This window comes from Rhizobium sp. LjRoot258 (genome assembly GCF_964254185.1).
GTDB lineage: Bacteria > Pseudomonadota > Alphaproteobacteria > Rhizobiales > Rhizobiaceae > Rhizobium.
In genome coordinates, this window is the sequence record NZ_CAXUST020000002.1 from 116,996 (window position 1) to 139,084 (window position 22,089).

The 22,089-nt window shown below is 58.4% G+C and carries 21 protein-coding genes and 2 pseudogenes; 7 read left to right on the forward strand and 16 right to left on the reverse strand.

Annotation, left to right across the window (positions count from 1 at the left end; all coding sequences use genetic code 11):
- Positions 1 to 15: 15 nt before the first annotated feature.
- The 9 genes from ccoS to ccoN form a co-directional block, all read right to left on the reverse strand.
- Positions 16 to 165, reverse strand: a complete 150-nt coding sequence (gene ccoS / locus ACSQ9D_RS21400) for a cbb3-type cytochrome oxidase assembly protein CcoS (RefSeq protein WP_037118566.1) — start codon at positions 163 to 165, stop codon at positions 16 to 18.
- The gene (locus ACSQ9D_RS21405) at positions 162 to 2,435 is read right to left on the reverse strand and encodes a cation-translocating P-type ATPase (protein ID WP_436283996.1); all 2,274 of its coding nucleotides are present in this window, start codon (positions 2,433 to 2,435) and stop codon (positions 162 to 164) included. The genes ccoS and ACSQ9D_RS21405 overlap by 4 nt, the downstream gene beginning before the upstream one ends.
- The gene (locus ACSQ9D_RS21410) at positions 2,432 to 2,926 is read right to left on the reverse strand and encodes a FixH family protein (protein ID WP_436283997.1); all 495 of its coding nucleotides are present in this window, start codon (positions 2,924 to 2,926) and stop codon (positions 2,432 to 2,434) included. The genes ACSQ9D_RS21405 and ACSQ9D_RS21410 overlap by 4 nt, the downstream gene beginning before the upstream one ends.
- Positions 2,923 to 4,491, reverse strand: coding sequence for a cytochrome c oxidase accessory protein CcoG (gene ccoG, locus ACSQ9D_RS21415; RefSeq protein ID WP_436283998.1), 1,569 nt, complete (start codon positions 4,489 to 4,491; stop codon positions 2,923 to 2,925). The genes ACSQ9D_RS21410 and ccoG overlap by 4 nt, the downstream gene beginning before the upstream one ends.
- 183 nt (positions 4,492 to 4,674) lie before the next feature.
- A complete protein-coding gene (locus ACSQ9D_RS21420) occupies positions 4,675 to 4,860 on the reverse strand; it encodes a hypothetical protein (protein ID WP_436283999.1) in 186 nt (61 codons plus the stop codon).
- 11 nt (positions 4,861 to 4,871) lie between these two features.
- Complete coding sequence (gene ccoP, locus ACSQ9D_RS21425) at positions 4,872 to 5,735, reverse strand: cytochrome-c oxidase, cbb3-type subunit III (protein WP_436284000.1); 864 nt, start codon at positions 5,733 to 5,735, stop codon at positions 4,872 to 4,874.
- 1 nt (position 5,736) lies between these two features.
- Positions 5,737 to 5,889: a CcoQ/FixQ family Cbb3-type cytochrome c oxidase assembly chaperone gene (locus ACSQ9D_RS21430; RefSeq protein WP_037118574.1), complete on the reverse strand. Its 153-nt coding sequence runs from the start codon at positions 5,887 to 5,889 to the stop codon at positions 5,737 to 5,739.
- A 9-nt stretch (positions 5,890 to 5,898) separates the two neighbouring features.
- Positions 5,899 to 6,633: a cytochrome-c oxidase, cbb3-type subunit II gene (gene ccoO, locus ACSQ9D_RS21435; protein ID WP_037118576.1), complete on the reverse strand. Its 735-nt coding sequence runs from the start codon at positions 6,631 to 6,633 to the stop codon at positions 5,899 to 5,901.
- A 9-nt stretch (positions 6,634 to 6,642) separates the two neighbouring features.
- Positions 6,643 to 8,268 carry a cytochrome-c oxidase, cbb3-type subunit I gene (gene ccoN, locus ACSQ9D_RS21440; RefSeq protein ID WP_436284001.1) on the reverse strand — a complete coding sequence of 542 codons (1,626 nt, stop codon included), beginning with the start codon at positions 8,266 to 8,268 and terminating at the stop codon, positions 6,643 to 6,645.
- Between the two features lie 240 nt (positions 8,269 to 8,508).
- On the opposite strand from ccoN, the gene ACSQ9D_RS21445 reads away from it, so the two are divergent.
- Positions 8,509 to 9,222, forward strand: coding sequence for a Crp/Fnr family transcriptional regulator (locus tag ACSQ9D_RS21445; RefSeq protein WP_436284002.1), 714 nt, complete (start codon positions 8,509 to 8,511; stop codon positions 9,220 to 9,222).
- A 24-nt stretch (positions 9,223 to 9,246) separates the two neighbouring features.
- Positions 9,247 to 11,178 carry a PAS domain S-box protein gene (locus tag ACSQ9D_RS21450; protein ID WP_436284003.1) on the forward strand — a complete coding sequence of 644 codons (1,932 nt, stop codon included), beginning with the start codon at positions 9,247 to 9,249 and terminating at the stop codon, positions 11,176 to 11,178.
- Between the two features lie 45 nt (positions 11,179 to 11,223).
- Here the strand turns inward: ACSQ9D_RS21450 and ACSQ9D_RS21455 are convergent.
- A pseudogene (locus ACSQ9D_RS21455) lies at positions 11,224 to 11,480 on the reverse strand (ankyrin repeat domain-containing protein); the annotation flags it as partial.
- Between the two features lie 220 nt (positions 11,481 to 11,700).
- On the opposite strand from ACSQ9D_RS21455, the gene ACSQ9D_RS21460 reads away from it, so the two are divergent.
- The 5 genes and pseudogenes from ACSQ9D_RS21460 to ACSQ9D_RS21480 form a co-directional block, all read left to right on the forward strand.
- Complete coding sequence (locus ACSQ9D_RS21460; RefSeq protein ID WP_436284004.1) at positions 11,701 to 12,144, forward strand: pseudoazurin; 444 nt, start codon at positions 11,701 to 11,703, stop codon at positions 12,142 to 12,144.
- Between the two features lie 62 nt (positions 12,145 to 12,206).
- Positions 12,207 to 12,734, forward strand: a complete 528-nt coding sequence (locus ACSQ9D_RS21465; RefSeq protein ID WP_436284005.1) for a YcnI family copper-binding membrane protein — start codon at positions 12,207 to 12,209, stop codon at positions 12,732 to 12,734.
- A 20-nt stretch (positions 12,735 to 12,754) separates the two neighbouring features.
- Positions 12,755 to 14,341: a copper resistance CopC/CopD family protein gene (locus ACSQ9D_RS21470; RefSeq protein WP_436284006.1), complete on the forward strand. Its 1,587-nt coding sequence runs from the start codon at positions 12,755 to 12,757 to the stop codon at positions 14,339 to 14,341.
- Positions 14,342 to 14,554: 213 nt separating this feature from the next.
- Positions 14,555 to 14,992 carry a VOC family protein gene (locus tag ACSQ9D_RS21475; protein WP_074072220.1) on the forward strand — a complete coding sequence of 146 codons (438 nt, stop codon included), beginning with the start codon at positions 14,555 to 14,557 and terminating at the stop codon, positions 14,990 to 14,992.
- A gap of 217 nt (positions 14,993 to 15,209) precedes the next feature.
- Positions 15,210 to 15,523, forward strand: a pseudogene (locus ACSQ9D_RS21480) (transposase); the annotation flags it as partial.
- A gap of 8 nt (positions 15,524 to 15,531) precedes the next feature.
- Here the strand turns inward: ACSQ9D_RS21480 and ACSQ9D_RS21485 are convergent.
- Genes ACSQ9D_RS21485 through nosZ form a run of 6 tightly spaced genes read right to left on the reverse strand, consistent with a single transcriptional unit; the run spans position 15,532 to position 22,083 of the window.
- On the reverse strand, positions 15,532 to 16,536 hold the full coding sequence (locus tag ACSQ9D_RS21485) for an FAD:protein FMN transferase (RefSeq protein ID WP_436284007.1): 1,005 nt from the start codon (positions 16,534 to 16,536) through the stop codon (positions 15,532 to 15,534).
- Positions 16,529 to 17,065 carry a nitrous oxide reductase accessory protein NosL gene (locus ACSQ9D_RS21490; protein ID WP_047521938.1) on the reverse strand — a complete coding sequence of 179 codons (537 nt, stop codon included), beginning with the start codon at positions 17,063 to 17,065 and terminating at the stop codon, positions 16,529 to 16,531. The genes ACSQ9D_RS21485 and ACSQ9D_RS21490 overlap by 8 nt, the downstream gene beginning before the upstream one ends.
- A complete protein-coding gene (locus ACSQ9D_RS21495; protein WP_436284008.1) occupies positions 17,062 to 17,889 on the reverse strand; it encodes an ABC transporter permease in 828 nt (275 codons plus the stop codon). The genes ACSQ9D_RS21490 and ACSQ9D_RS21495 overlap by 4 nt, the downstream gene beginning before the upstream one ends.
- Entirely contained in the window at positions 17,886 to 18,803 is a 918-nt protein-coding gene (locus ACSQ9D_RS21500; protein WP_436285131.1) for an ABC transporter ATP-binding protein, read from the reverse strand. The genes ACSQ9D_RS21495 and ACSQ9D_RS21500 overlap by 4 nt, the downstream gene beginning before the upstream one ends.
- Positions 18,803 to 20,173: a nitrous oxide reductase family maturation protein NosD gene (locus ACSQ9D_RS21505; protein WP_436284009.1), complete on the reverse strand. Its 1,371-nt coding sequence runs from the start codon at positions 20,171 to 20,173 to the stop codon at positions 18,803 to 18,805. The genes ACSQ9D_RS21500 and ACSQ9D_RS21505 overlap by 1 nt, the downstream gene beginning before the upstream one ends.
- Positions 20,173 to 22,083, reverse strand: coding sequence for a TAT-dependent nitrous-oxide reductase (gene nosZ / locus ACSQ9D_RS21510; RefSeq protein ID WP_047521934.1), 1,911 nt, complete (start codon positions 22,081 to 22,083; stop codon positions 20,173 to 20,175). Before nosZ ends, ACSQ9D_RS21505 begins: the two co-directional genes overlap by 1 nt.
- Positions 22,084 to 22,089 lie beyond the last annotated feature (6 nt).

The following is a 22,089-nucleotide window of genomic DNA, read 5'->3' on the forward strand; positions in this document are numbered from 1 at the left end:
TCTTTGTATCAGCCGTTATGAATCACGGTCGTCGTCGACAAGTATCCGCCAAGCGGCTCCCTGCAGGTCGTCATACTGTCCGCTCTTGAGCGACCAAAGAAACGCTGCGAGGCCTATCCCACCCATGAAGAGCGCGATGGGGATGAGGTAAATCAACATGTTCATGCGTCTTTGACCTCCGGCGAAAATGATGGCTCGGCGGTGCTGGAACGTCCGCCGAAAGAGTTCAGGCGAAGTGCATTCGTCACGACTATGACGGAAGAAGTTGACATCGCGACCGCTGCGATCAGGGGAGTGGCGTAGCCGGCGATGGCAATCGGCACGGCCAGCACGTTGTAGCCGATGGCCAATGCGAAGTTCTGCCGGATCAACTGCGCCGCGCGTCTCGCCACGCTGATTGCCTGCGGAACAGCGTCGAGCCGCTCGTTAAAGAAAACGAGATCGGCGGCTTGGCGGCCGATGTCTGAAGCAGAAGCCGGAGCCATTGAGACCTTTGCTGCCGCAAGCGCGGGGGCGTCGTTGATCCCATCACCAACCATGAGAACTTGATGGCCGTCCGTCCCTAATCGCTGGCACTCCTCGACCTTTTGCTTTGGGGTCAACGACCCTAGGGCACGCTCAATCCCAACCGCACGGGCCGTATTTTGGACTACGGGTGTGCGGTCACCCGACAGGATGGCCGCGCCAACTCCGGCGGCAGCGAGCTGAGCGATAGCTTCGACAGCGCCCGGTCGCAAAGTGTCGTCGAAGGAGAACCGCGCAAGCCGAACGCCGTCACGTGATAGCACGACCTCGGAAAAGGGGGCATTTTCAGCTGCTTCGGTATCGCTCCCGCACGCAAACTTGCCGCTGCCAAGCCGATATGTGCTTGCTCCTATCTGCGCCTCAAGGCCACCACCGGGGATCTCCCTGACTGTCTCGACGGCTTGACGAGCCGTATCGACGCCGTAGGCAAGTGCCTGCGACAAAGGATGCCGGGAATGGACAGCCATAGCCGCGGCGATCGCGACAGATTGCTTTTCACCGCTCTCGATGCTGACAAGACGTGGGCGTCCCATCGTCAGGGTACCGGTCTTATCGAAAGCGACAGTATCGACCTCGGCCAGCCTTTCGAGCGCCGAACCATCCTTCACCATGATTCCCTTACGGAACAGCTCGCCCGCCGCCACAACCTGAACCACCGGAACCGCCAGGCCAAGTGCACATGGACAGGTGATGATGAGGACAGCAACGGCCACCAGCATCGCCTGCTTCCAATCCCCGCCAAGAAAGCCCCAGGCAAAGAAGGAGGCCAAGGCGAGCAAGTGTACCACCGGCGAATAGAGTGCGGCCGCTCTATCGGCAATGCGCCTGTACCGCGCCCGTCCGCCTTCAGCCGCCTCCATCAAGGCGATGATCTCCGCCAACAGCGAGTTCCGCGCCGTTTTGGTGGTCCGCAAGACCAGCGATCCTGTGAGGTTCATGGCACCTGAACTGACCCGGTCGCCGGGTTCGACGGCCACCGGATTGCTTTCTCCGGTTACGATGGAGAGGTCGATTTCGCTCGCACCACTCGCTACCACCCCGTCAACCGGAACACGCTCGCCGGCAGCAATAGCGACCTGATCGCCGATCGCGATCTCGTCCACAAGGACAAACCTTTTGCTCCCGTCATCTGAAAGGACCAGCGCACCGCGGGGCGCAAGACGCGCCAGTCCGTTGATCGCGGCTCGGGCCTTCTCGCGCATGATGTGGTCGAGCGTCCTTCCGATTAGCAGGAAAAAGAGGAGCGATACCGAGGCATCAAACCACGCATGTTCTCCGTGATGTATCGTCTCCCAAAGCGAAACCAGGTAGGAAAGCATGACCGCCAGCGAGATCGGGACATCCATGTTAGTCCGACCATGCTTCAGGACATTCCACGCTGACGAGAAGAAGAACCGCCCCGCATAGATCAACGCGGGTGCGGCAATCATCGCCGATATCCAATGGAACATGTCGCGTGTGGCGGCATCTGCGCCTGACCAGACGGACACCGAGAGCAACATTATGTTGGCCGCGGCAAATCCAGAGACGCCAACTGCCAGAAGGAGTTGGTTTTTGAGATTGTCGTTTTCGGGCGTCATCGGGGTGAACGGATGAGCCTGATATCCACGGTTCGCGATCGCCGCGAGGATGTCGGCCGGGTCGACAACCCGTCCGTCGAGAGTTTCGAGATATGTGCAGCTTACGCGCTTGGCGGTCAGATTGACCCGTGCATTCTTGATGAAAGGGAGGCGGGCAAGCGCGGCTTCAATCGAGGTGATGCACGCTCCGCAGTGGACTCCCGGAACGCTGAGATCGAGTTGGCGCAGGCCGTCACCGATGGAGTGGCTCGACAGGACGATTTCCTCGGAGCTATGCGACGTCGCGCTGAGAGCCAGGACACTCTCTGCATTCATCGTGCAGCAAGTCATTGGCCGAACTCCGCAGTATCGATCCTGGCTGCCTCATGCATGACGACCGCGCCACCTTTGCGCGAGACGATCTCCACGATCCAATCTCCCTTCCGCACTTCATGGCGTCCTTCAAAAAGACCGTTCGCCTTCTTGTTTAGCGAAACCTGGAAATCTTCATGGTCCCCGACCGGCCGTCTGAACGACAACGTCACGTTGTCGGCGTCGGCCACCGAGCCGTCTTTGTTGCGGATCGCATAGTCGATTGCGTCGCCGCGTACTAAGAGCGTTCCGGTGATCCCGGAGACGGCCATCGCCTTCATGGCCGCTGCCTTGCTATTGAACTCCTGGCTGGCCACGTAAGTGTTTTCGACGACCAGGCCGCTCCAGCTGGATGAAGCGTACCAGGCCATGGTGACGTTCACCGCGATTACCACTCCGAAGAATGCGATCATGGCTGTGAGCATATGGCGGCCGGTAAACCCTCTGGAAGCTGCTGTCCGAAGTGTCATTGTGTCTCTCCTGGCGAATTGAAGGCAGCCTTGTAAATCGCTCTATCCTGATGCTCGTCATCTTCAGCAATGAACAGGAAACCGCTCGTCGCGTCCCCGTGACCATGGCGTGTAACGAAGACCTTGAGGCTTGTTGCCGCGTCCGGGCCCGCGTCGATCGTGAAAGTCCGGGCATCTCCTTTCGAGAGCTCCGGAATGCGCATCGTTGCGCCGTCAAGCCCCTCAAGTCTGAGGGTGACTTTGCGCGGAGCGGGGACCATGTTCAGGATACGCAGGGTGTATCCGTTCCGGATCGATCCGTCAGACTCCAGCACGTATTGCGGATTTCGATCGTGAACGACGTTGAGTTCGAGCCGCTCGCGCATTGCCAGATGGACCAGCATTCCCAGTCCGATCGCAATCCATACGGTGGCGTAGAAAAGCACTCGTGGCCTGAAGATGATGCGCCAATTGAAGTGGCGGATGGATGCAACGAAGGTACCATCCGTGTTTCGGACCTTCGCCGGTTGGATGGGCATCCTCCCGCCGTCTGTAGCGAGCGACATGTTCTGTGCGTACTCGCTGAGGGTTGCGTACGCTATCAGGCCTCGGGGTTTTCCGATCTTGTCCATGACATTGTCACAAGCGTCGATGCAGAGAGCGCAGGTGATGCATTCCATCTGCTGACCATCACGGATGTCGATCCCCATCGGGCAGACCGCCACGCAGGCGTTGCAGTCCACACAATCGCCGACGCTCTGTCCGGCGGCCTGGGTCTTCTTGGAATGACGCGAACGCGGCTCGCCCCTCCAGTCGTTATAGGTGACGACAAGAGAGTTTTCGTCCAACATCGCGCCCTGGATGCGGGGCCACGGGCACATGTACGTGCATACCTGCTCGCGCATCAATCCGCCGAGAACGTAGGTCGTTGCAGTCAAGGTGGCGACCGTGGCGTAAGCGACGGCGGGGGCACTTCCCTTGGCGAGCGAAATGAACAGCGTCGGCGCGTCCGCGAAATAGAAAATCCAGGCCCCTCCGGTCACCACACCGATGAGCAGCCAGATGGCGTGCTTGATCACCCTCTTTCTCAGCTTCTCGAAGGTGTATGGAGCGCTGTCGAGCTTCATCCTGGCATTGCGATCACCCTCGATCGCCCGCTCGACGACGAGAAACAGATCAACCCACACGGTTTGCGGGCAAGCATAGCCGCACCAGGCACGTCCGACGGCAGAGGTGACAAGAAACAGACCGAAGCCTGCCATCACGAGGAGACCGGCGACGTAGTAAAACTCCTGCGGCCATATCTCGACGAAAAAGAAGAAGAACCGTCGGGAAGCGAGATCGACGAGGATCGCCTGATCAGGCGCGTACGGCCCGCGATCCCATCTGATCCAGGGCGCGAGGTAGTAGATACCTAGCGTCACAAGCATCACGATCCATTTAAATCGCCTGAACCGCCCTTCGGCACGCTTGGGGAAAACCTTCTTGCGCGCTGCGTAGAGCGGCGGCCGGTTTCCTTTGGCATTGACTGCCTCGGCGGAGATCCGCTCGACGTCCTTCGGATCCGGCGCTGTATAAAGATTCATAGGGATATGTCCGATTTGTCATCGGGCACGTTTTCCCATTTCTGGCGAAGCGGCTCCTTGACGCAGATCAAGAACCAAGAAGGTTGGCGAAAGAAAAAAGCCGCGCCTTTGAGAGAGGGCGCGGCCGGGAGGAGCTGCGGAGACGAACCCCACCGGGACGTCCTCCCATCGACAAATAGGGCTCTATCGACTTGTTGTCTCGTGGTCTTTGAGGCAGGTCAAATTGACGATCGAACTGCCGAGCTTTTCGGGATCATCTTCTTCGCGTGCCGGCGGGACGATCTTTGCGCGAGCTGATACCCGCTTGCGAATGACGGCACGCGGAGTGCCATACAAGGAGAGCAGGGCATTATGGTCGTGAGTGGACATTTTTAGGCTCCTTACTTTCCACCGCCAAGCGAATGAACGAAGACGGTCAGTTCCTTCACAGTTGTTTCGCCGAGGCGTGCCGACCATGCCGGCATAACTCCGTGTTTCGGCGCGGCTACCTGGCGAGCGATTGCCTCTTCCCCTCGCCCTTTCAGCCAGATTGCATCGGCAAGGTTGGGTGCACCCATATCGAGCTTGCCCTTGCCGTCGTCGCCGTGGCAGGCGGCACAGTTGTCCAAAAACACCTGCTTGCCCGCTTCGGCGAGAGCCGGATCCGATGGACCGTTGGTCAGGCTCCAGACATACGAGGCCACCTGCTTGATCTGGGTCGCATCCAGAATGTCGCGGAAGGCTGGCATTTCCGACACGTGCGTGTCGGTGTCGGCATCGAAGCGAACGCCGTGAGCAATTGTGTGTTGGATGGCATCCAAATCGCCGCCCCAAAGCCAGTCATCATCGTTCAAGTTCGGAAAACCGGGTCCACCGGTGGCACCCGATCCGTGGCACGGCGCGCAATTGACCTTGAAGGCAGACGCGCCGCCTGCGATAGCGAACTCTCGCAGGCTCGGGTTTGCGTCGATCTCCTGCACAGTCTTCCCGGCAATGAGATCTTTGAATTTCGTCTGCGCGAGGCTGGCGTGATCGACCTCCTGCTGTAGCTCGGCGCGACTGGAGAAACCCAAAATGCCCTTGGTCGTGTCTTTGATCATCGGGATCGAAGGATACGCCACGGCGTATCCAACGGCCCAAAGGATCGTTGCATAGAACGTCCACACCCACCATCGCGGCATCGGATTGTTAAGTTCGCGGATTCCGTCCCATTCGTGACCGGTGGTCTCGACGCCGCTCAATTCATCTACATGTTTGTCCGACATCTCAGTCATCCTTCAAGGGAATATCGGCTGCCTCGGCAGCGCTTTCCTTGCTTCCAGGGCGAAGGGTGAAGAACACCGCACCTACGAAGAACAGCGCCATTGCCAAGAGACCCCAACTGTCGGCGAAGTGCCGCATTGCCGTATAGGTTTCCATGTATTCACCTCACCGATAGCCGCTGGCATCGTCGTAGGTCGAGAAGTCGACCAACGTTCCGAGCATCTGCAGGTACGACACGAGAGCGTCCATCTCGGTCAGCTTCGTAGGATCGCCGTCGAAGTCGCCGACCTTCGCTTTGGGATACCGCGCGAGCAGCGCGCTCGTGTCAGCGTTCGGATCGGCCTGAGCCTTCATGTCCGCTTCGGCGTTGGCGAGCATCTCATCGGTGTAGGGGACCCCCACATCCTCATTAGCCTTTAAGTCCATCCCGATGTCTTTCACCGTCACTTCCTGCTCCTTGAGGAAGGCATAGCTCGGCATGATCGATTCCGGCACGACGCCGCGTGGGTTCGACAGATGCTGAACGTGCCATTCGTTGGAGTAGCGGTTGCCGACGCGCGCCAGGTCCGGACCGGTTCGCTTCGATCCCCACTGGAAGGGATGGTCATACATGGACTCGGCCGCCAAGGAGTAATGGCCGTACCGCTCCACTTCATCGCGAAATGGCCGGATCATCTGGCTGTGGCAAAGGTAGCAACCCTCGCGGATGTAGATGTTGCGTCCAGCCAGTTCGAGCGGCGAATAGGGACGCATCCCCTCCACCTTCTCGATCGTGTTCTGAAGATAGAACAAGGGAGCGATCTCGACGATGCCGCCTATGCTGACCACCAGGAGCGAACCCACCAGAAGCAAGGTCGCATTTTTCTCGAGGATTTGATGTTTGTCTAGTATCGATGCCATTGTCTCACCTCACTCGGCCGGTTGCGCCTGGGGCACGAAAGCGGTTGGAATTGCGGCCTCGTCGCGCTGGTAGCCGCGGATCGTCATGAAGACATTCCAGGCCATGACCACGCCCCCGGCCAGGTAAAGCCCACCACCGACTGCACGCAGCACATAGTATGGGAACATCGCCGCGACGGTTTCCGCGAAGGAATAGACGAGGAAACCCTGCGAGTTGTATTCGCGCCACATCAGACCCTGCTGAATGCCGGCGACCCACAGAACGGCGGCGTAAACCACGATGCCGAGAGTGGCGAGCCAGAAGTGCCAGTTGACCATGCGCAGGCTGTACAGGCGTTCGCGGCCCCAAAGCTTCGGCGTCAGATAGTAGATCGCGCCGAAGGTGATCATGCCTACCCAGCCGAGAGCGCCAGAATGGACGTGCCCGATCGTCCACTCCGTATAGTGGCTCAGAGAGTTGACGGTCTTCACCGACATCATCGGACCTTCGAAGGTCGACATGCCGTAGAAGGCGATGGCGACGATCATCATGCGGATGATCGGATCGGTCCGGATCTTGTCCCATGCGCCCGACAAGGTCATGAGACCGTTGATCATGCCACCCCAGGACGGCATCCACAGCATTACCGAGAAGACCATGCCGAGCGTTTGCGCCCAGTCCGGCAAGGCCGTGTAATGAAGGTGGTGCGGACCGGCCCAGATGTACATGAAGATCAGGGCCCAGAAGTGGATGATCGACAGCCGGTACGAATAGACGGGACGGTTCGCCTGCTTGGGAACGAAGTAATACATCATTCCCAGGAAGCCGGCAGTCAGGAAGAAGCCCACGGCGTTATGACCGTACCACCATTGCGTCAGAGCGTCTTGAACCCCGGAAAACGCCGAGTAGCTTTTCGATCCCAAAAACGAAACCGGTACGGCGAGATTGTTGACCACATGCAGCATCGCAATCGTGACGATGAAGCCCAGGTAGAACCAGTTGGCCACATAGATGTGCGGCTCTTTGCGCTTGAGGATCGTGCCGAGGAAGGCAGCAAGGTAGGCGACCCAAACAATGGTCAGCCAGACGTCGACGTACCATTCCGGCTCGGCATATTCGCGTGCCTGATTGATACCAAGAACATAGCCGGTCGCCGCCATGATGATGAAGAGCTGGTAGCCCCAGAAGACGAACCAGCCCAGGCTGCCGCCGAACAGGCGCGCGCGGCAGGTCCGCTGAACAACGTAGAACGACGTCATGATCAGGGCGTTGCCACCAAACGCGAAAATCACCGCGGATGTGTGCACGGGTCTCAGTCGCCCGAAATTGAGGTAGGGCGCGAAATTGAGGTCCGGGAAAGCCAGCTGCAGCGCGATGACCACGCCCACCAGGAAGCCAACAACGCCCCAAAACACTGTTGCGATCAGCCCGTACCGTATGACTTCGTCGAAGTAGCCGGAAGCATCGACTTTCGGTTGGCTGCGCCCTGCCGTCGAAAAGTCCACCCGCCTCAGAAGAAGCACGGTGCCGCCAAGCAGACACCAAAAGAGTATCCACATGTGAGCGGCGAAGAGTTGATCGTGTGCGAGCCCGGCTGCCACCAGTGCTAGGAACGCGCTGACCGCGACCGCCATTGTTTCTGTTGAGTAGTTCATGTCGTCGTCCCCAAGGCACAGGACAGCCCGGTAGGGTCGCCTTTCTTGCCACGTGCCGGGACTGTTCTCATGCCGAGAGCGCGCCATCCTTGATCTATGTCAACGATAGTGGAGATCGTGAGAGCGCAAGCTCAGTTGTTACAAACTGTCACACGATCTCGCCAATTCGCACACTGTGCTCATCGGTGTGTGACATCGAGCGGATCTATTGCCCCTCAACAGACAAGCGAGGGCAAGCAAATGCTGATGCAGAAAACCGCCACTTTCGAACGTGATGCAATTGTCGGCGGGGCGGTTTCGCTTTCCGATATCTTCCAGTTTTCGTCGACCGAAACCATTTCGCCGGGAAAGACAATCTGTTGGGAGGCAGACAAGGCCAACCACTTGTTTCAGGTTGTGGAGGGCGTGGTTCGCATCCAGCGTATCATTGGCGAAGGCCGTCGGGTGATTACCGCTTTTTTGTTTGCCGGGGATCTCATCGGCGCAGCGTTACAGGAAATCTATCTGTTCACTGCCGAAGCGGTAAACGAGTGCAAAATCCGCAGGGTCTCGCGCAAAAGCTTCCATGACGAGGTCGCACGGTCCGAACGCCTGCGCCCCGAGTATATCGCTTTGCTCAGTCAGGAGATGGCGGCAGCCCACGAACAGATGGTGCTCTTGTCGAAAAAGAATGCCGAGGAGCGGCTTTGCAGTTTCGTCGTCCGGCTTGCCGAACGTTCGCCTGTCAAAAAGGAAACGCTGTCGATACCGATGAACAGGCAGGACATCGCCGACTACTTGGGTCTGACGATCGAAACGGTTTCCAGGACAATAAGCAAGCTTGCTGCCCGCAACATACTGTCTCCCGTAGGCCGCCATGACCTGAAGATCGCCAGCTACGAAAAGCTCATTCGCCTCTCGGGCAACTCGGATGATTTTTCCGAAGAAATCTGCCATAGGGTCAGCTTTCACTGATTGCTTATGACAAGGTCAGCTTCCATGCCCCATAGACTGGTATCGCCTCGAACAGCTTCGCATCACGAGCTAGACGCGATGGTCCACATTCTGGATGGTGCTGACATATTGATCCATGGATTTGATGGGACGATCACCCATTGGTCGATCGGCTGCGAAAACATGTACGGTTGGACCCGCGACGAGGTGGTCGGTCAAAACGTTCAGGATCTGCTCGAACCAGTGCTGCCCGAACCCGTGGACGATATTCCCAGCCAGTTGCGGACGCGTGGCTTCTGGCAGGGCGAGCTAGTCCATCGCCATAAGTCAGGTCGGGCGGTCCATGTTGCTTCTCGTTGCGTCATGGTCAACCTGCCGGACGGCAGTTCAGCGGTGATCCAGACGAACAACGACATCACTGAGCTGAAGCAAGCGCAGGACGTCGTCAACGCTCGCGAAGCTCATCTCCGCTCAATCCTCGAGACGGTTCCCGACGCGATGGTCGTCATCGACGAGCGCGGAGCGGTTACCTCCTTCAGCAAGGCGGCCGAAGAGCTATTCGGCATGCCTTCCGACACGGTCTGTGGCAAGAACGTCAGCTGCCTCATGCCAAATCCGTATCGCGACGAGCACGACGGCTACATCGATCATTATCTGACAACCGGCGAAAAGCGCATTATCGGTTATGGGCGCGTCGTGACCGGACAGCGGGCCGACGGCACCCTTTTCCCGATGGAACTGCATGTCGGCGAAACCACCGCCAACGGACATCGGATTTTCACGGGGTTCATCAGGGATTTGACGAGCCGATACAAGATCGAGGAAGACCTCAGGCAGGCCCAGAAGATGGAAGCGGTGGGTCAACTGACGGGCGGGATAGCCCACGATTTCAACAATCTTCTGACAGTTATCAGCGGCAACCTCGAGATGATCGAGGACAAGCTTTCTCCAGGCACGGTAATGGACCTTCTTCGCGAAGCCCAGGATGCCACCGCTGACGGGGCAAAGCTCACTGGTCAATTGCTTGCGTTCGGAAGACGCCAGCCGCTGAACCCGAAAAAGACCGATCTCGGCCAACTTGTCACGGGATTCTCTGATCTGCTCAGGAGGACGCTCGGGGAAAACATCGAACTCCGGACAGTCATTTCGGGTTCGAACGTCCATGCCCTCGTGGACGCCTCACAGTTGCAGAACGCGCTCCTCAACATAGCCCTCAACGCTCGCGATGCGATGCCTCGCGGAGGGACGCTGACGACGGAAATTTCGAGAGTGCGCCTGGACGCGGACTATGCGAAAATGTATCCCGAAATACGTAGCGGCGAGTTCGTCCTCGTGTCGATGACGGATACCGGTATCGGAATGACCGACGAGGTCAAGAAGCGCGCCATCGAGCCTTTTTTCACGACCAAGGATGTCGGGTCCGGAACGGGACTTGGGCTGAGCATGGTCTACGGCTTCGTTAAACAGTCGGGCGGTCACCTCCAGCTCTACAGCGAAGTCGGACGGGGAACGACCGTTAGAATCTATCTGCCTGCAGAAAAAGCCGAGAGCCGCGGAGCGGGTGATGACCCGCAAATGGAACAGCCTTCCCCAGCACTTCCTCGAGGGGATGAAAGCATCCTGGTTGTTGAAGATGATGCTCGTGTGCGCCGGGTCGCGGTGGCCAGACTGTCATCGATGGGTTACACCGTTTTGGAAGCGGACAACGCTCATCGGGCCCTCGAAATACTGGGAACCAATGACGAAATTGCTCTGCTGTTCACCGACATCGTGATGCCAGGTGGGGTTACCGGCGATGAACTGGCGAAGGAGGCGCGCTCCCGGAGACCATCGCTCTGCGTGCTGTTCACCTCTGGATATTCGGAACCAAGCCTGGCTGGAAAGAATGCGATTGCGAACACGCACTGGCTTCGCAAGCCCTACACGGCCAGAGACCTTGCGTTACTTGTGCGGTCAGTCCTCGACAGCAAAGTCTAACGGTCAGCGACGCAGTATCGGCTGACAGTACAGCCGCGAAAGCATAAAGCCGCCCGAATTTCGGGCCACGACGTTGGCATCTTTGCCAATCAGCAATTCGGTTATGGCGAGCCGGTCTGCGAGGCGGCGGTGATGAGAGGTGTTGCACGGTCGCGTGCCCGGCTGTCGACATCGGCGCCCGCAGCCAGTGCTTGCTCGACGGCGGGGATATCTCCAGCCGTGACGGCATCGAACAAGGGATCACCCGCGGCCGCCATTGTCGCCGCGAAAAACAACGCTACCGATGCAAGCAGCCGTCGCATGGCTCCCACCTCGAACGTTTCAAATGAAAATAGCGCGGGCCCCGCACTTTGGGTAGGAAACGCACGCCGGCAGAGGCACACCCTGACATGTCGCTGCTCCGTGATGCCGAAGTTTTCTGCCGATGTCGCCGAGTTTGACGAGCGTCAAAGATCGCGAGTTTTGAATGTCGTATCCCAACTCACGAGGTCGACATGATCTCGAACCAAAGGAGATAAGGAAATGCGTTTGAAAGTCGGTCTGATCGCTGCAACGGCAGCCCTGATTGTTTCGGCAGCGCCGCTGATGGCGGCCGACCACCAGGTTCAGATGCTTAACAAGGGTGCAGAAGGCGCAATGGTCTTCGAACCTGGCTTCATCAAGGTAGCACCCGGCGACACCGTCACATTCGTACCGACGGACAAAAGCCACAATGTCGAAACGTTCAAGGGGCTAATTCCTGAAGGCGCGGCTGACTTCAAGTCGAAGCCGAGCGAACAGTATCAGGCGAAATTCGACGTGCCGGGTGCTTACGTTGTGAAATGCACGCCTCACGCAGGCATGGGCATGGTCGCGCTCATTCAGGTCGGCGACAAGCCAGCAAATCTGGACGCGATCAAGGCCGCCAAGGTTCCGAACATGGTACGCAAGCGGCTCGATGTCGACCTCGCGCAAGTAACCCAATAATCCAACAAACCCGTAGGGCGGATGGTGGCGCAACCGCGCCCCGCCCGCACGTGGAGGCCACAATGATCAAGCATGTTACACTCGCACTGGTGGCGGCCTTGTGTGCTGCCAGTACGGCCAGCGCTCATATCACGCTGGAGCAAAACCAGGCCACGTCCGGCAAAGCTTACAAGGCCGTCCTCCGAGTGGGACACGGTTGTGAAGGAAAATCCACAATCAAGGTCCGCGTGAAAATTCCGGAGGGGCTTCTTTCCGCGAAGCCGATGCCGAAGCCCGGCTGGACCACCGAAAAGGCCAGGGCAAATTACGAAAAGAGCTACGACCTGTACGGCAAGCCGGTCAACGAAGGCGTTACCGAAATCGTTTGGACCGGCGGCACTCTCGCCGACGACGAGTATGATGAATTCGTGTTTCGCGCGACTGTGGCCAAAGAAATCCCGCTAGGGACCCGAATATACGTTCCTGTCGTCCAGGAATGCACAGACGGCGCTGTCGAACGTTGGATTGAAATTCCCGCAGCGGGCAAGTCTTCCGACGATTACGAGACACCGGCACCTTACTTCGATGTAATCGAGCAGCCCCGCACCTAAGGCAAAGCGAGCAGTCGCTCATGTTTCCCCGAACGGTTCAAACCTGGGCGACTTACCTCCTCCAGAAGGGAGTGATCCTCCTTCTACTCGCTACGGGCATGCCGACTGGCGCGCTCGCTCATGCCGTACTTTCAAGTTCCTCTCCGGCGAGCAACGAGATTCTCGCGAAACCGCCGGCAGATGTTAAACTTCACTTCAATGAACCTGTACGGATCATTCGGGCAACCGCGACCGATGCGAAGGGTGTCAGCAAGGATCTGGCATCAAAGACGGCGGGTGCTGATGTTAGCCTGAGCCTTCCTGAAGCGGAGCGTGGCACCGTAATCGTCAGCTACCGCGTGGAATCCGAGGACGGTCACCCGGTGGGAGGCTCTCTCGTATTTCACATAGGATCGCCATCGACCGGTGCGGGCGACGTCTCATCGAAGACGGCGGCTCGATCTTTGATGGCGGCGATCTGGCTCGTGCATGCGCTCACCGTCCTTTATCTGGCAGCCGTCGTCGGCGGCTCGGTTTTCAGCCGATGGCTCGGTTCTGATGGCGTCTTGCGCACCAACTCCTCTCTCGTCATCCTCCCCGGCATCGTTTTGCTGATCGTGGGACTTTACGTCCGGGGGCTGGATGAACTCGGACTAGGTCTTGCCTTTGCCGGGATCGAGCCACTCATTGAGGCTGCTTCGGGTGGATCGGCCATTTCGGCTGCGCTCATCCTGTTCTCTCTTGTCGCAGTTTCGCTCCCGCTCGGAGGGAGTAGCAGCCGTGCTGTTTCCATCATCGCCCTTGCGACGCTTGCATCTGCATTCGCGTACGGCGGTCACAGCGGTGTTGCCAGCCCTTACTGGCTCGCGAAGGCCGCGATTTTCCTCCATAACGCGACGCTTGTTTCCTGGATCGGAAGCTTGTTGCCGCTCTGGCGGCTTAGTCAAATACCCCGGAATCAAATATCCCTGCGCCGGTTTTCAAGGGCGATTCCCCTGCCCTTCCTTGTCTTGATCGCCGCAGGCGCGACCCTCGCATTCATCGAGCTTCCGAATATTGGCCAGATTTTCGCGTCACTGTGGGGCCGCGTCCTGGTCGTCAAGATCGGCTTGGTGACAGCATTATGCGTCCTAGCAGCGTACAATCGCTTCTGGCTCACCGGTCCGGCCTTGGATGGAGACCTGACGGCGGGCATACGGTTGCGTCGGAGTATCGGCTGCGAAATCGTGCTGGCAATAGCGATTGTCGGCGCTGCCTCCCTCTGGCGTTTCGGAGGACCGCAGCAATTGCAATTTACACCGCCTCCCCGTGCCATTTCCTTGCATCTCCACTCCGAAAAGGCGATGGCTCAGATCGAACTCGGAGGCCAGCCTGACGGACTGAAGAGCATCAACGTCGCGGTGATGGGTCCCGATTTCGGAATGCTCGAATCCACGGAAGTCATTCTGCGACTGAAGAATCCTCAGATGGGGGTCGAGCCAATGAAGTTCGAGCTTGCGAAAGCCCCTCAAGGCGGCTGGATGACAACGGGTCTGCCGATTGGCGATCCGAGAGGCTGGCTGGTCGACGTCGAAGTCCTCGTTGACGATTTCACCTCCGTGCACCTCGAGGGTTGCTTGGCCAACTAGCGCTGGCCGGGCACGGGGCGGACCCGTGTGTAGGCATCGATCGTAGAGACCTTTTGAAAACTGGGTGGCGGTTTGAGGCGGTCCATACCTTCTGATGTGGACAGCAGCGAATCGGGCCCGGATGGCCGCCGGTGTTGGGGAGGCACCTCAAGCGTCCGTTGTTCGACTAGACGACACCTTGTAGATTGGAACGACACCTCGGAGATTGGAAACATGGCGCTCAAGCGGATGGACAACGTAGGAATCGTCGTCGAAGACCTCGGAGGGACGATTGATTTCTTTCGCGAACTCGGCCTCGAGCTCGAAGGGCGGGCCACGATCGAAGGAGAATGGGCCGGACGTGTCACTGGACTGGGCGATCAGCGCGTCGAGATTGCCATGATGCGCACACCGGACGGCCACAGCCGGCTCGAGCTCTCCCGCTTCCTCACGCCGCCTGTCGTCGCAGATCATCGGAACGCCCCGGTCAACGCCCTAGGCTACCTCCGCGTCATGTTCGCCGTGGACGACATCGACGAGACGCTTGAAAGGCTCCGCACGCGCGGCGCGCAGCTCGTAGGCGAAGTAGTCCAGTACAAAGACGCGTATCGGCTCTGCTATATCCGTGGGCCCGAAGGGCTTCTCATCGGACTCGCCCAAGAACTCAGCTGAGCGCAATACGAAGACAAATGGCGAGGAGTGACCAATGTCAGCGAGTGCGTCCGAGGCCGGCTTGCCTGTTCGAGGTCCATCCCTCCACGGTCGGCCGCGTTCTCGCTAAGCACGATTAGGTCGTCAACCCGGGCCGGGTCGCCCGCGAAAGCCGCCGTCAGCAGCCTAAGAGACCGTTTGAACACAGGGTGGCGGTTCAGCAGCGAAACAGGTCCGGGTGGCCGCCATCGAGAAGAAGACCCGCCGTTACCCGACGGATCTAACAGACGAGGAATGGTCGCAGGTTGAAGGGCTTCTGCCGAAGCCCCGGAAGACCGGCCGTCGCCGGGTGTTGATTTGCGCGAGGTGTTGAATGGCATCCGATATCTGGCACGGACGGGGTTCTGGCGGATACTGCCGGTGAACTTTCCCCCGTGGCAGACCGTGTACTGGTGGTTTCGCCGTTTCGTGCAATTGTCCCTGTTCCGCATGATCCACGATCTTGCCCTCATGGTCGATCGCGAGCGCGCCGGACGGGAAGCGAGCCCGAGCGGGAATGCTTAAATGGGGCGACCAAGCTGCTGGCGGTTTCCGGCTGTGCCGATCAGATCCACGGAGATGCTTGGGAATTTGCCGAGCGTGTCCCGTATCGCGTCTATTTCCATCAGATTGAATGCGGTCGAGAGCGCGTCGGCTGTGGCGGCATCGTCCGCGACCACGCTTACCCGTCGGTAAATTCCCGGCATTGCGCCCACTCTCGGATGGAGGATGTGTCCGAACCTCCCTTGCTCGTCGAAGACGAAGCCGGTCTGGCTCGAGGTCGCTACCGCTCGATTGACGATGCGTAGAACCGTATCGGGTTCCGAACTGTCTTCTTCGGCTGCAAGACCAATTCGCCACGGGGTTCCGTCCGACTGAACTCCGACCGCACGCTCTTCACCCATATCAACCAGGCTGCTTGTGATCCTTGCATCACGCAGGATGTCGACCACGCGGTCAGTGATGAACCCCTGGGCCACGCCGTTGAGCGTCAGCGCCATTTCAGGTCGGGCGAATGCGATGCGGCCGGAACCGAACCTTACGGCGTCGAAACCGACGCGGCCAAGGCAAGCGTTCAGAACACTCGCATCCGGGCCGTTTTCGCCGACATTTGCGGATGCGAAATGATCGCGATAAAGCGCCCAGACCGGCTGAACAGTCGGATCGAAGAGTCTACCTGTCGCTTCCCAGAAATTCGAACATTTGCCGAGCAGAGCTAGTAATTCCGGCGGCGGCGAGGCGAGTCCTCCAACTCGGTTCAGTTCGACAATGCTCGAATCTTCGTGGTACAGGCTGAAAATCCTCTCCAGCCGCGCCACTTCGGTCACGATGGAATCGATCAGGCGGTGAGCCCTTGTTGCGTCATGGTCGTTCAAGATCAATTTCGCGGGAGCACCGAGAGCCTGACCGCTCCACACGAACGCCGACGCCGATGCTCTTGCGGACGTGCCTGGGCCAAGCAAAGGAAGCCCTGCCACGGCTGCAAAGATTGATACGGCGCGCCGTCGCGTGACCAACTTAGCCATTGTTGCCTACCTCTGCATTCGCCGATGGCGCGAGCGTCGATTGGAGAACATCGCGATCCTCGATTTCCTCGAATATCAACACTTTGCCTCCATTCTTCCGCACGAAGGCGTCGGCGTCCGCGCGGACTGAGAATGGAACCGTCTCCGGCGCGCCCATGCCGCCGTGAACCTGGCTCCCCACGACATAGAAGGCTCGCTTTGCTTCGATCCAATTCCGACTTCCGGGGTCTTCCCAACTGTTGGCGTGGCTCATGTCCGACACATAGAAGGCAGCGATATCTTTTGGTTCTTCGGGAAGCCTCGTGAAAGCCACCGCATCGCGTGACGAGCTGAACCAGACTGCCTGCCCGCCACTCCGCAGGATGATCTGCCCCTTCGGACCGGGGTGTTCCAGAACGTTCATTCCACAGAAATGATCGACGGCGTCCGAGGTTAGTTCGATCGGCTTCGGAACTGTCGTTTCGGCTTTTTCGCAGCCGGTGAGAAAAAGCGCCGCGAGCACGAATGATATGGCGATAGGGCGGGTCACAGTTCCCTCCTGGAGAAACGAAGCATTGCGAGCGAAAGGGGGATAACGGCCCAAAGGAGGAGTGAAACAACCAGCAGTCCAGGCGTCAGGACTGAATTGGCCGCGACTCCGGCGATCGCCGATACCGACCCGGCCGTCTCTGATCCGAGATTGAGAAGACGGTAAGTGTCCGTGGGATTAACCATGAGAAGCGCACTCAGCATGCCTGAAGAAAATCCCTCCCCCTTTGTCGAGACCAGCGCGCCAAGCAGACCCATGTCGTAAATGATCACGAAAAACAGCCAGATTCCCAAAGCGATGCCACCCGCCGTACTGCGCTGGCTGACGGACGCGCTCACCAGATAGCCGATCGCAATAAAGACCGCTCCCAAGAGGATGGAGGATCCAATCATCGAACCGAATGCGATCCAGCTGGCGGGATCAACAGGAGTTCCGGCGGCAACCAGTGCGGCACCGGCCGCTCCGTATCCCAGGAACGTCGCGACAGACAGGATCAGAGTATGACCTAGGAACTTTCCAAGCACGATCTGCTTGCGTCCCACCGGATAACTTAGAAGAAGAAGCAGAGTGCCGCGCTCCATTTCCCCGACGATGGCGTCGTGCGAAAGAAGCAGAGCGATTAGCGGAACCAAAAAGATCGTCAGACTTGCAAGACTGACAATCACGATGTCGAGGCGACCGGCTCCGACATTTCCAGTCGGCGCGCTTCCAAGAAACGAAAGTGTCAACGCGAGTGAGGCAAGCAGGAGTGTTACCGCGACTACCCAGCGGTTTCTGAGGCCCTCCTGTATCTCTTTACGCGCAATGATCAGGATATTGTTCACGGCCGTGTCCCCTGTCCTTGAAGGAAATGCGCATACACATCGTCGAGAGTGGGTTCGATGATCGTCATGCTGGTCAACGCGGCGGGATCCGAAGTCACGGCCGATAGGACGGCTATCTTTTCCTTGTGATCCACATCGGCCTCCAGAAACTGGTCTTTTCTTTCCAGCCATTTGACCGAACCGTTCGACCACGTGTCGACAGCTGCGCTGGCGCTCGGCTTGAACCGGATGTGGGTCGGAAGGCAGGCGACGCGCCGAAGCTCGTCAAGTGTGCCGTCGGCAATCTTGCGTCCTTGGTTCACGATGACAACGCGTTCAGCCCTTTCCTCCAGCTCGCTGAGTGCATGTGAAGAAAGCAAGACCGTTGTCCCCTCGCGCTTGAACTCCAAGATCAAGTCGTAAAAACTCCTTCGAAGCGCCGGATCCAGCCCGCTGGTCGGCTCGTCGAGAAGGAGAAGCCGCGGCTTTCCCAACAGCGCTTGAGCCAGTCCCAGTCGCTGACGCATTCCCTTGGAGTAGGTTCTCACCGGCCTGTCGGCAGCGCTCTGGGAAAGTCCGACCTGATCGAACAGGTTCTGCCAACGGTCCAGGGGAACGCGCTTCAATCTGGCGTAGAAGGAAAGAACCTCCCGGCCTGTCAGCGCCAGATGAAAGGATACGCTTTCCGGCAGGTATCCGACTTCCTTCCGGACGCCCAGATTGCCGGACACGGAGTCCTCTCCCAGCACCCGGACGGTTCCGGCAGTAGGCCGAATGAGACCAAGGATCGCCTTGATGAGTGTGGTCTTGCCCGCTCCGTTGTGACCCACAAGGGCCACCAGTTCGCCTTCGTCCAGCGTAAACGAAATGTCTTCGATGGCGGGAACGTCGCTGTAGACCTTCGAGACGTTTGCCAGGGAAATTGTCGACGTCATCATAGTCCGTCCTTCTCAGCAGGAGGAGCCATCAGCGGCTTGCTGTCGATTACGCCGCCGGGGAGTAAAGAGGGAAACTGGGCCTGTGCCCAGCGAATGATCTGTACTGCCGGGCTCGTCGTCAAAATCTTGGCTTGTGGAGCAGTCCACAGAACCGTGTCAACGATGTCGTTTGGACGATACGGACTGTCTCCGATGCCGTCGCCATTCAGGTCAAATGACGGGTTGTCGCTCCAGTAGTTTCCGCGGCCGCTCTTCGACCAGTCGAGGTAGCGCGAACCCACGTATTTGACCTGAGTTTGATTGCCGACGAAAGCGTTTCCGACAATCTCGTTTCCTTCGGAGCCGGCTGTGAAGTGAATGCCGATGGCGCAGTTCTGAAAGAGGTTGTCTTCAAGGACATTGCGGTTGGCATTGTAGATGAAAACGCATTTCTCAGGGCCTAGCCGCGTGTCCTGGCTGCCGCTGGTGCCGGACTCGATGACAGGCATGTCAGAGGTTTCAGATCGCGTGCCGCCCATCACCCATCGGTCCGACGTCTGGAGGCGTCCAACGACCTTGTTGTGGGCGATGGTCGAGCCGTTTGCAAAATTGAGTAGCAGCCCGTGGTCCCGATCACCGTCCGAAACATTGTTTGTGATCGTTAGTCGGCTAGAAAACATGATCGCATAGCCGACGAGATTTCCCTCGGAGACGTTCCCGGTGATCATACTGTCGTTCGTGTACATGTAATGGACAGCAAATCTGAGATTGCGGAAATGGTTTCCCTTGAAAAGGTTTCGCTTGCTGGCATTCGTCGAAATGCCGTCCTTTCCGAAGCTGATGTCATTGTCGATGATCTTTGCGCCGGGAGCGTTCCACAGCGAAACTCCATTTCCGGCCTCGCTCATTCGACCGGCGGTCATGCCCACGATCCGGTTTCGTTGGGCAACAGAGTGCGCAGCGCCGTGCAGATAGATGCCGTTCAGATTTCCAACGATCGTATTGTCTTCAACCACCGCACCGGTTGCGGACTGGCTCACCAAGACCCCGGAATCGAGCGCGGAAAGGTCAACACCGGATCCCTTTATCTCCAGTCCGCGAACTACGGCTTCGGGCGCGGAAATGGTGATCACGCTGCCTTTGCCAGTGCCCAGGATGATCGCCCCCGGCTGTCCTTCCAGCACGATCCGCTTGCTGACCGTGAGAGGCCCCTGATAGTTGCCGGGAGCCAATCGTATCAGATCTCCGTCAGCAGCTTCGTCGACAACGCGTTGCAGTGACAAGTCACTGCCCGACCTCAGTTGGCGCTCGGCCGAAGCCGCATACGTCGGGATGGCGGTCGTTGCGACCGCCATCCCGAAGAGCGCTATTTTGCCAAAGGAAGGCATCACACCGCCTTCGGCTCAACCAGCATGCGACCCTGCATTTCCATGTGCATCGCATGGCAGAACCACGAGCAGTAATACCAGTAGACGCCTGGCTTATCGGCGGTGAAGGTGACTGATGCGGTCGCCTGCGGAGCAACCTCCATCTGGATGCCGTAGTTCACGATCGAGAAGCCGTGGGTCAGGTCTTCAACGTCGTCGATGTTGGTGATGTAGACCGTCACCTCGTCGCCTTGCTTGACGTTGAATGACTCGAGACCGAAGGCAGGAGCCGCGGAGGTCATGTACACGCGAACCTTGTTTCCATCCCGGATCACCTCGGAATCCGACAAGAGATCGATGTTGTCTTTCTTCGCCTGGGCGACCGCGTCGGCGAAGAAAACATCCTCTCGGTTCCAGACGCTGACCGGATTGATCTTCGAGGAATGCACGATCGTTGCGTCATGCGGTTCGGCGAAGGTCGGGTTGTCGTGTACGAGGACCATCTTGTCGCCCGAAATGTCGATCAACTGGTCGTTCTCTGGCTTGAGAGGGCCGACGTTGAGATAGCGGTCCTTCGAGAACTTGTTCAGCGAGATCAGCCACTTTCCGTCCGCGTCCTTGGTCTGACCCATCGACGTGTGATTGTGGCCTGGCTGGTACTGAACATCGAGCTTCTGGCGGATCGGATCGACCTTTTCGCCCTTGAAGGCGCGGATGGCATCTTCAATGTTCCACTTGCAGACCTGGCTGTCGATAAACAGGGTGGTGTATGCGTTGCCTCTCCCGTCATAGGCCGTGTGAAGCGGGCCGAGACCAAGCTGGGGTTCGGCGACAACCGTATCCCGCGGCTTAATCTTGTCTTCGAACAGATCATCGAATTTGCGAACGTCAAAGACCGTCACGGTCGGCGAGAGCTTGCCGTTGGCGACAACGTGAATACCGTCCGGAGCTGTATTGATGCCATGCGGGCTGTTGGAGACTGGAATGTAACGCGTGTACGCGGAGCCATGGCGGCCGTCCAGAACCGGCACGCCGCCGATTTTCTTGAAGTCCCCACGCGCGACCGCGTCTTCGATCCTTTTGAGATTGAAGACAACGACCCAGTCTTGGTCCTTGGCCATCGTCTCGGGAAGGTTCACACCTTCCTCGGAGTTGTAGCACGTCGCAAAGCAGTATTTGCCTTGATAGTCGGCATCGACGTTGTCGAGGTTCCCGTCGACGATGATCTGCCATGCGACCTTCATCGTTTCACCATCAACGGCGGTGAAGACAGCGTGATATTGTTTGGCGTCGTCGAGAACCTTTCCGTCATTCGGGATTGGAACGCGATCTTCTCCATTGCAGAACACATAGCCCGTCTTCGGGTATTTCTGGACGCGCAGACCGTGGACGGTATGCTGGTTTGGAAGTTCGATGATCTTGTCGCACTTCATCACGTCGAGACGAATTCTACAGACCCGCGTATTTGCCTTGTCGTTGGCGAACAGGTACCGCCCGTCGTAGGTGCCGTCGGTGAAGGATGGATGCGGATGGTGCAAGTCGCCATTGTGATGGACGCCACCGCGGGTTGCCAGGAATTCGCGCGTCTCCGGAAGAAGACCGTCCGTGAGGACCTTGCGGCTTTCGTTGGTGAGTCCCCAGCCTGTCGCGCTGCAACGGTTGTAAACCGGAATGCGCATGAGTTCTCTCATCGACGGAAGGCCGACAACTCGTATCTCGCCCGATTGACCGCCGGAAACGAATACGTAGTACTCATCCAGTTCGCCCGGCTTGACTTCATGGTTCAAACCTTCGGCATGGGCAGTGGTCGCCGTGGCACCGGACAGCGTCAACGCACCGCCGACGCCGGCTGCGCCAGCTGCGGCTGCGAATGCCGTGGTTCCCAGCAGCTGCCGCCTGTTGAACAGCGGGTGTTTCTCTTCTGTCGTCATTTTTCC

Bases quoted from the DNA above. Each gene is read 5' to 3' on its own strand.
- ccoS (WP_037118566.1), bottom strand. From the start codon at position 165: ATGAACATGTTGATTTACCTCATCCCCATCGCGCTCTTCATGGGTGGG.
- ACSQ9D_RS21405 (WP_436283996.1), bottom strand. From the start codon at position 2,435: ATGACTTGCTGCACGATGAATGCAGAGAGTGTCCTGGCTCTCAGCGCG.
- ACSQ9D_RS21410 (WP_436283997.1), bottom strand. From the start codon at position 2,926: ATGACACTTCGGACAGCAGCTTCCAGAGGGTTTACCGGCCGCCATATG.
- ccoG (WP_436283998.1), bottom strand. From the start codon at position 4,491: ATGAATCTTTATACAGCGCCGGATCCGAAGGACGTCGAGCGGATCTCC.
- ACSQ9D_RS21420 (WP_436283999.1), bottom strand. From the start codon at position 4,860: ATGTCCACTCACGACCATAATGCCCTGCTCTCCTTGTATGGCACTCCG.
- ccoP (WP_436284000.1), bottom strand. From the start codon at position 5,735: ATGTCGGACAAACATGTAGATGAATTGAGCGGCGTCGAGACCACCGGT.
- ACSQ9D_RS21430 (WP_037118574.1), bottom strand. From the start codon at position 5,889: ATGGAAACCTATACGGCAATGCGGCACTTCGCCGACAGTTGGGGTCTC.
- ccoO (WP_037118576.1), bottom strand. From the start codon at position 6,633: ATGGCATCGATACTAGACAAACATCAAATCCTCGAGAAAAATGCGACC.
- ccoN (WP_436284001.1), bottom strand. From the start codon at position 8,268: ATGAACTACTCAACAGAAACAATGGCGGTCGCGGTCAGCGCGTTCCTA.
- ACSQ9D_RS21445 (WP_436284002.1), top strand. From the start codon at position 8,509: ATGCTGATGCAGAAAACCGCCACTTTCGAACGTGATGCAATTGTCGGC.
- ACSQ9D_RS21450 (WP_436284003.1), top strand. From the start codon at position 9,247: ATGCCCCATAGACTGGTATCGCCTCGAACAGCTTCGCATCACGAGCTA.
- ACSQ9D_RS21460 (WP_436284004.1), top strand. From the start codon at position 11,701: ATGCGTTTGAAAGTCGGTCTGATCGCTGCAACGGCAGCCCTGATTGTT.
- ACSQ9D_RS21465 (WP_436284005.1), top strand. From the start codon at position 12,207: ATGATCAAGCATGTTACACTCGCACTGGTGGCGGCCTTGTGTGCTGCC.
- ACSQ9D_RS21470 (WP_436284006.1), top strand. From the start codon at position 12,755: ATGTTTCCCCGAACGGTTCAAACCTGGGCGACTTACCTCCTCCAGAAG.
- ACSQ9D_RS21475 (WP_074072220.1), top strand. From the start codon at position 14,555: ATGGCGCTCAAGCGGATGGACAACGTAGGAATCGTCGTCGAAGACCTC.
- ACSQ9D_RS21485 (WP_436284007.1), bottom strand. From the start codon at position 16,536: ATGGCTAAGTTGGTCACGCGACGGCGCGCCGTATCAATCTTTGCAGCC.
- ACSQ9D_RS21500 (WP_436285131.1), bottom strand. From the start codon at position 18,803: ATGACGTCGACAATTTCCCTGGCAAACGTCTCGAAGGTCTACAGCGAC.
- ACSQ9D_RS21505 (WP_436284009.1), bottom strand. From the start codon at position 20,173: ATGCCTTCCTTTGGCAAAATAGCGCTCTTCGGGATGGCGGTCGCAACG.
- nosZ (WP_047521934.1), bottom strand. From the start codon at position 22,083: ATGACGACAGAAGAGAAACACCCGCTGTTCAACAGGCGGCAGCTGCTG.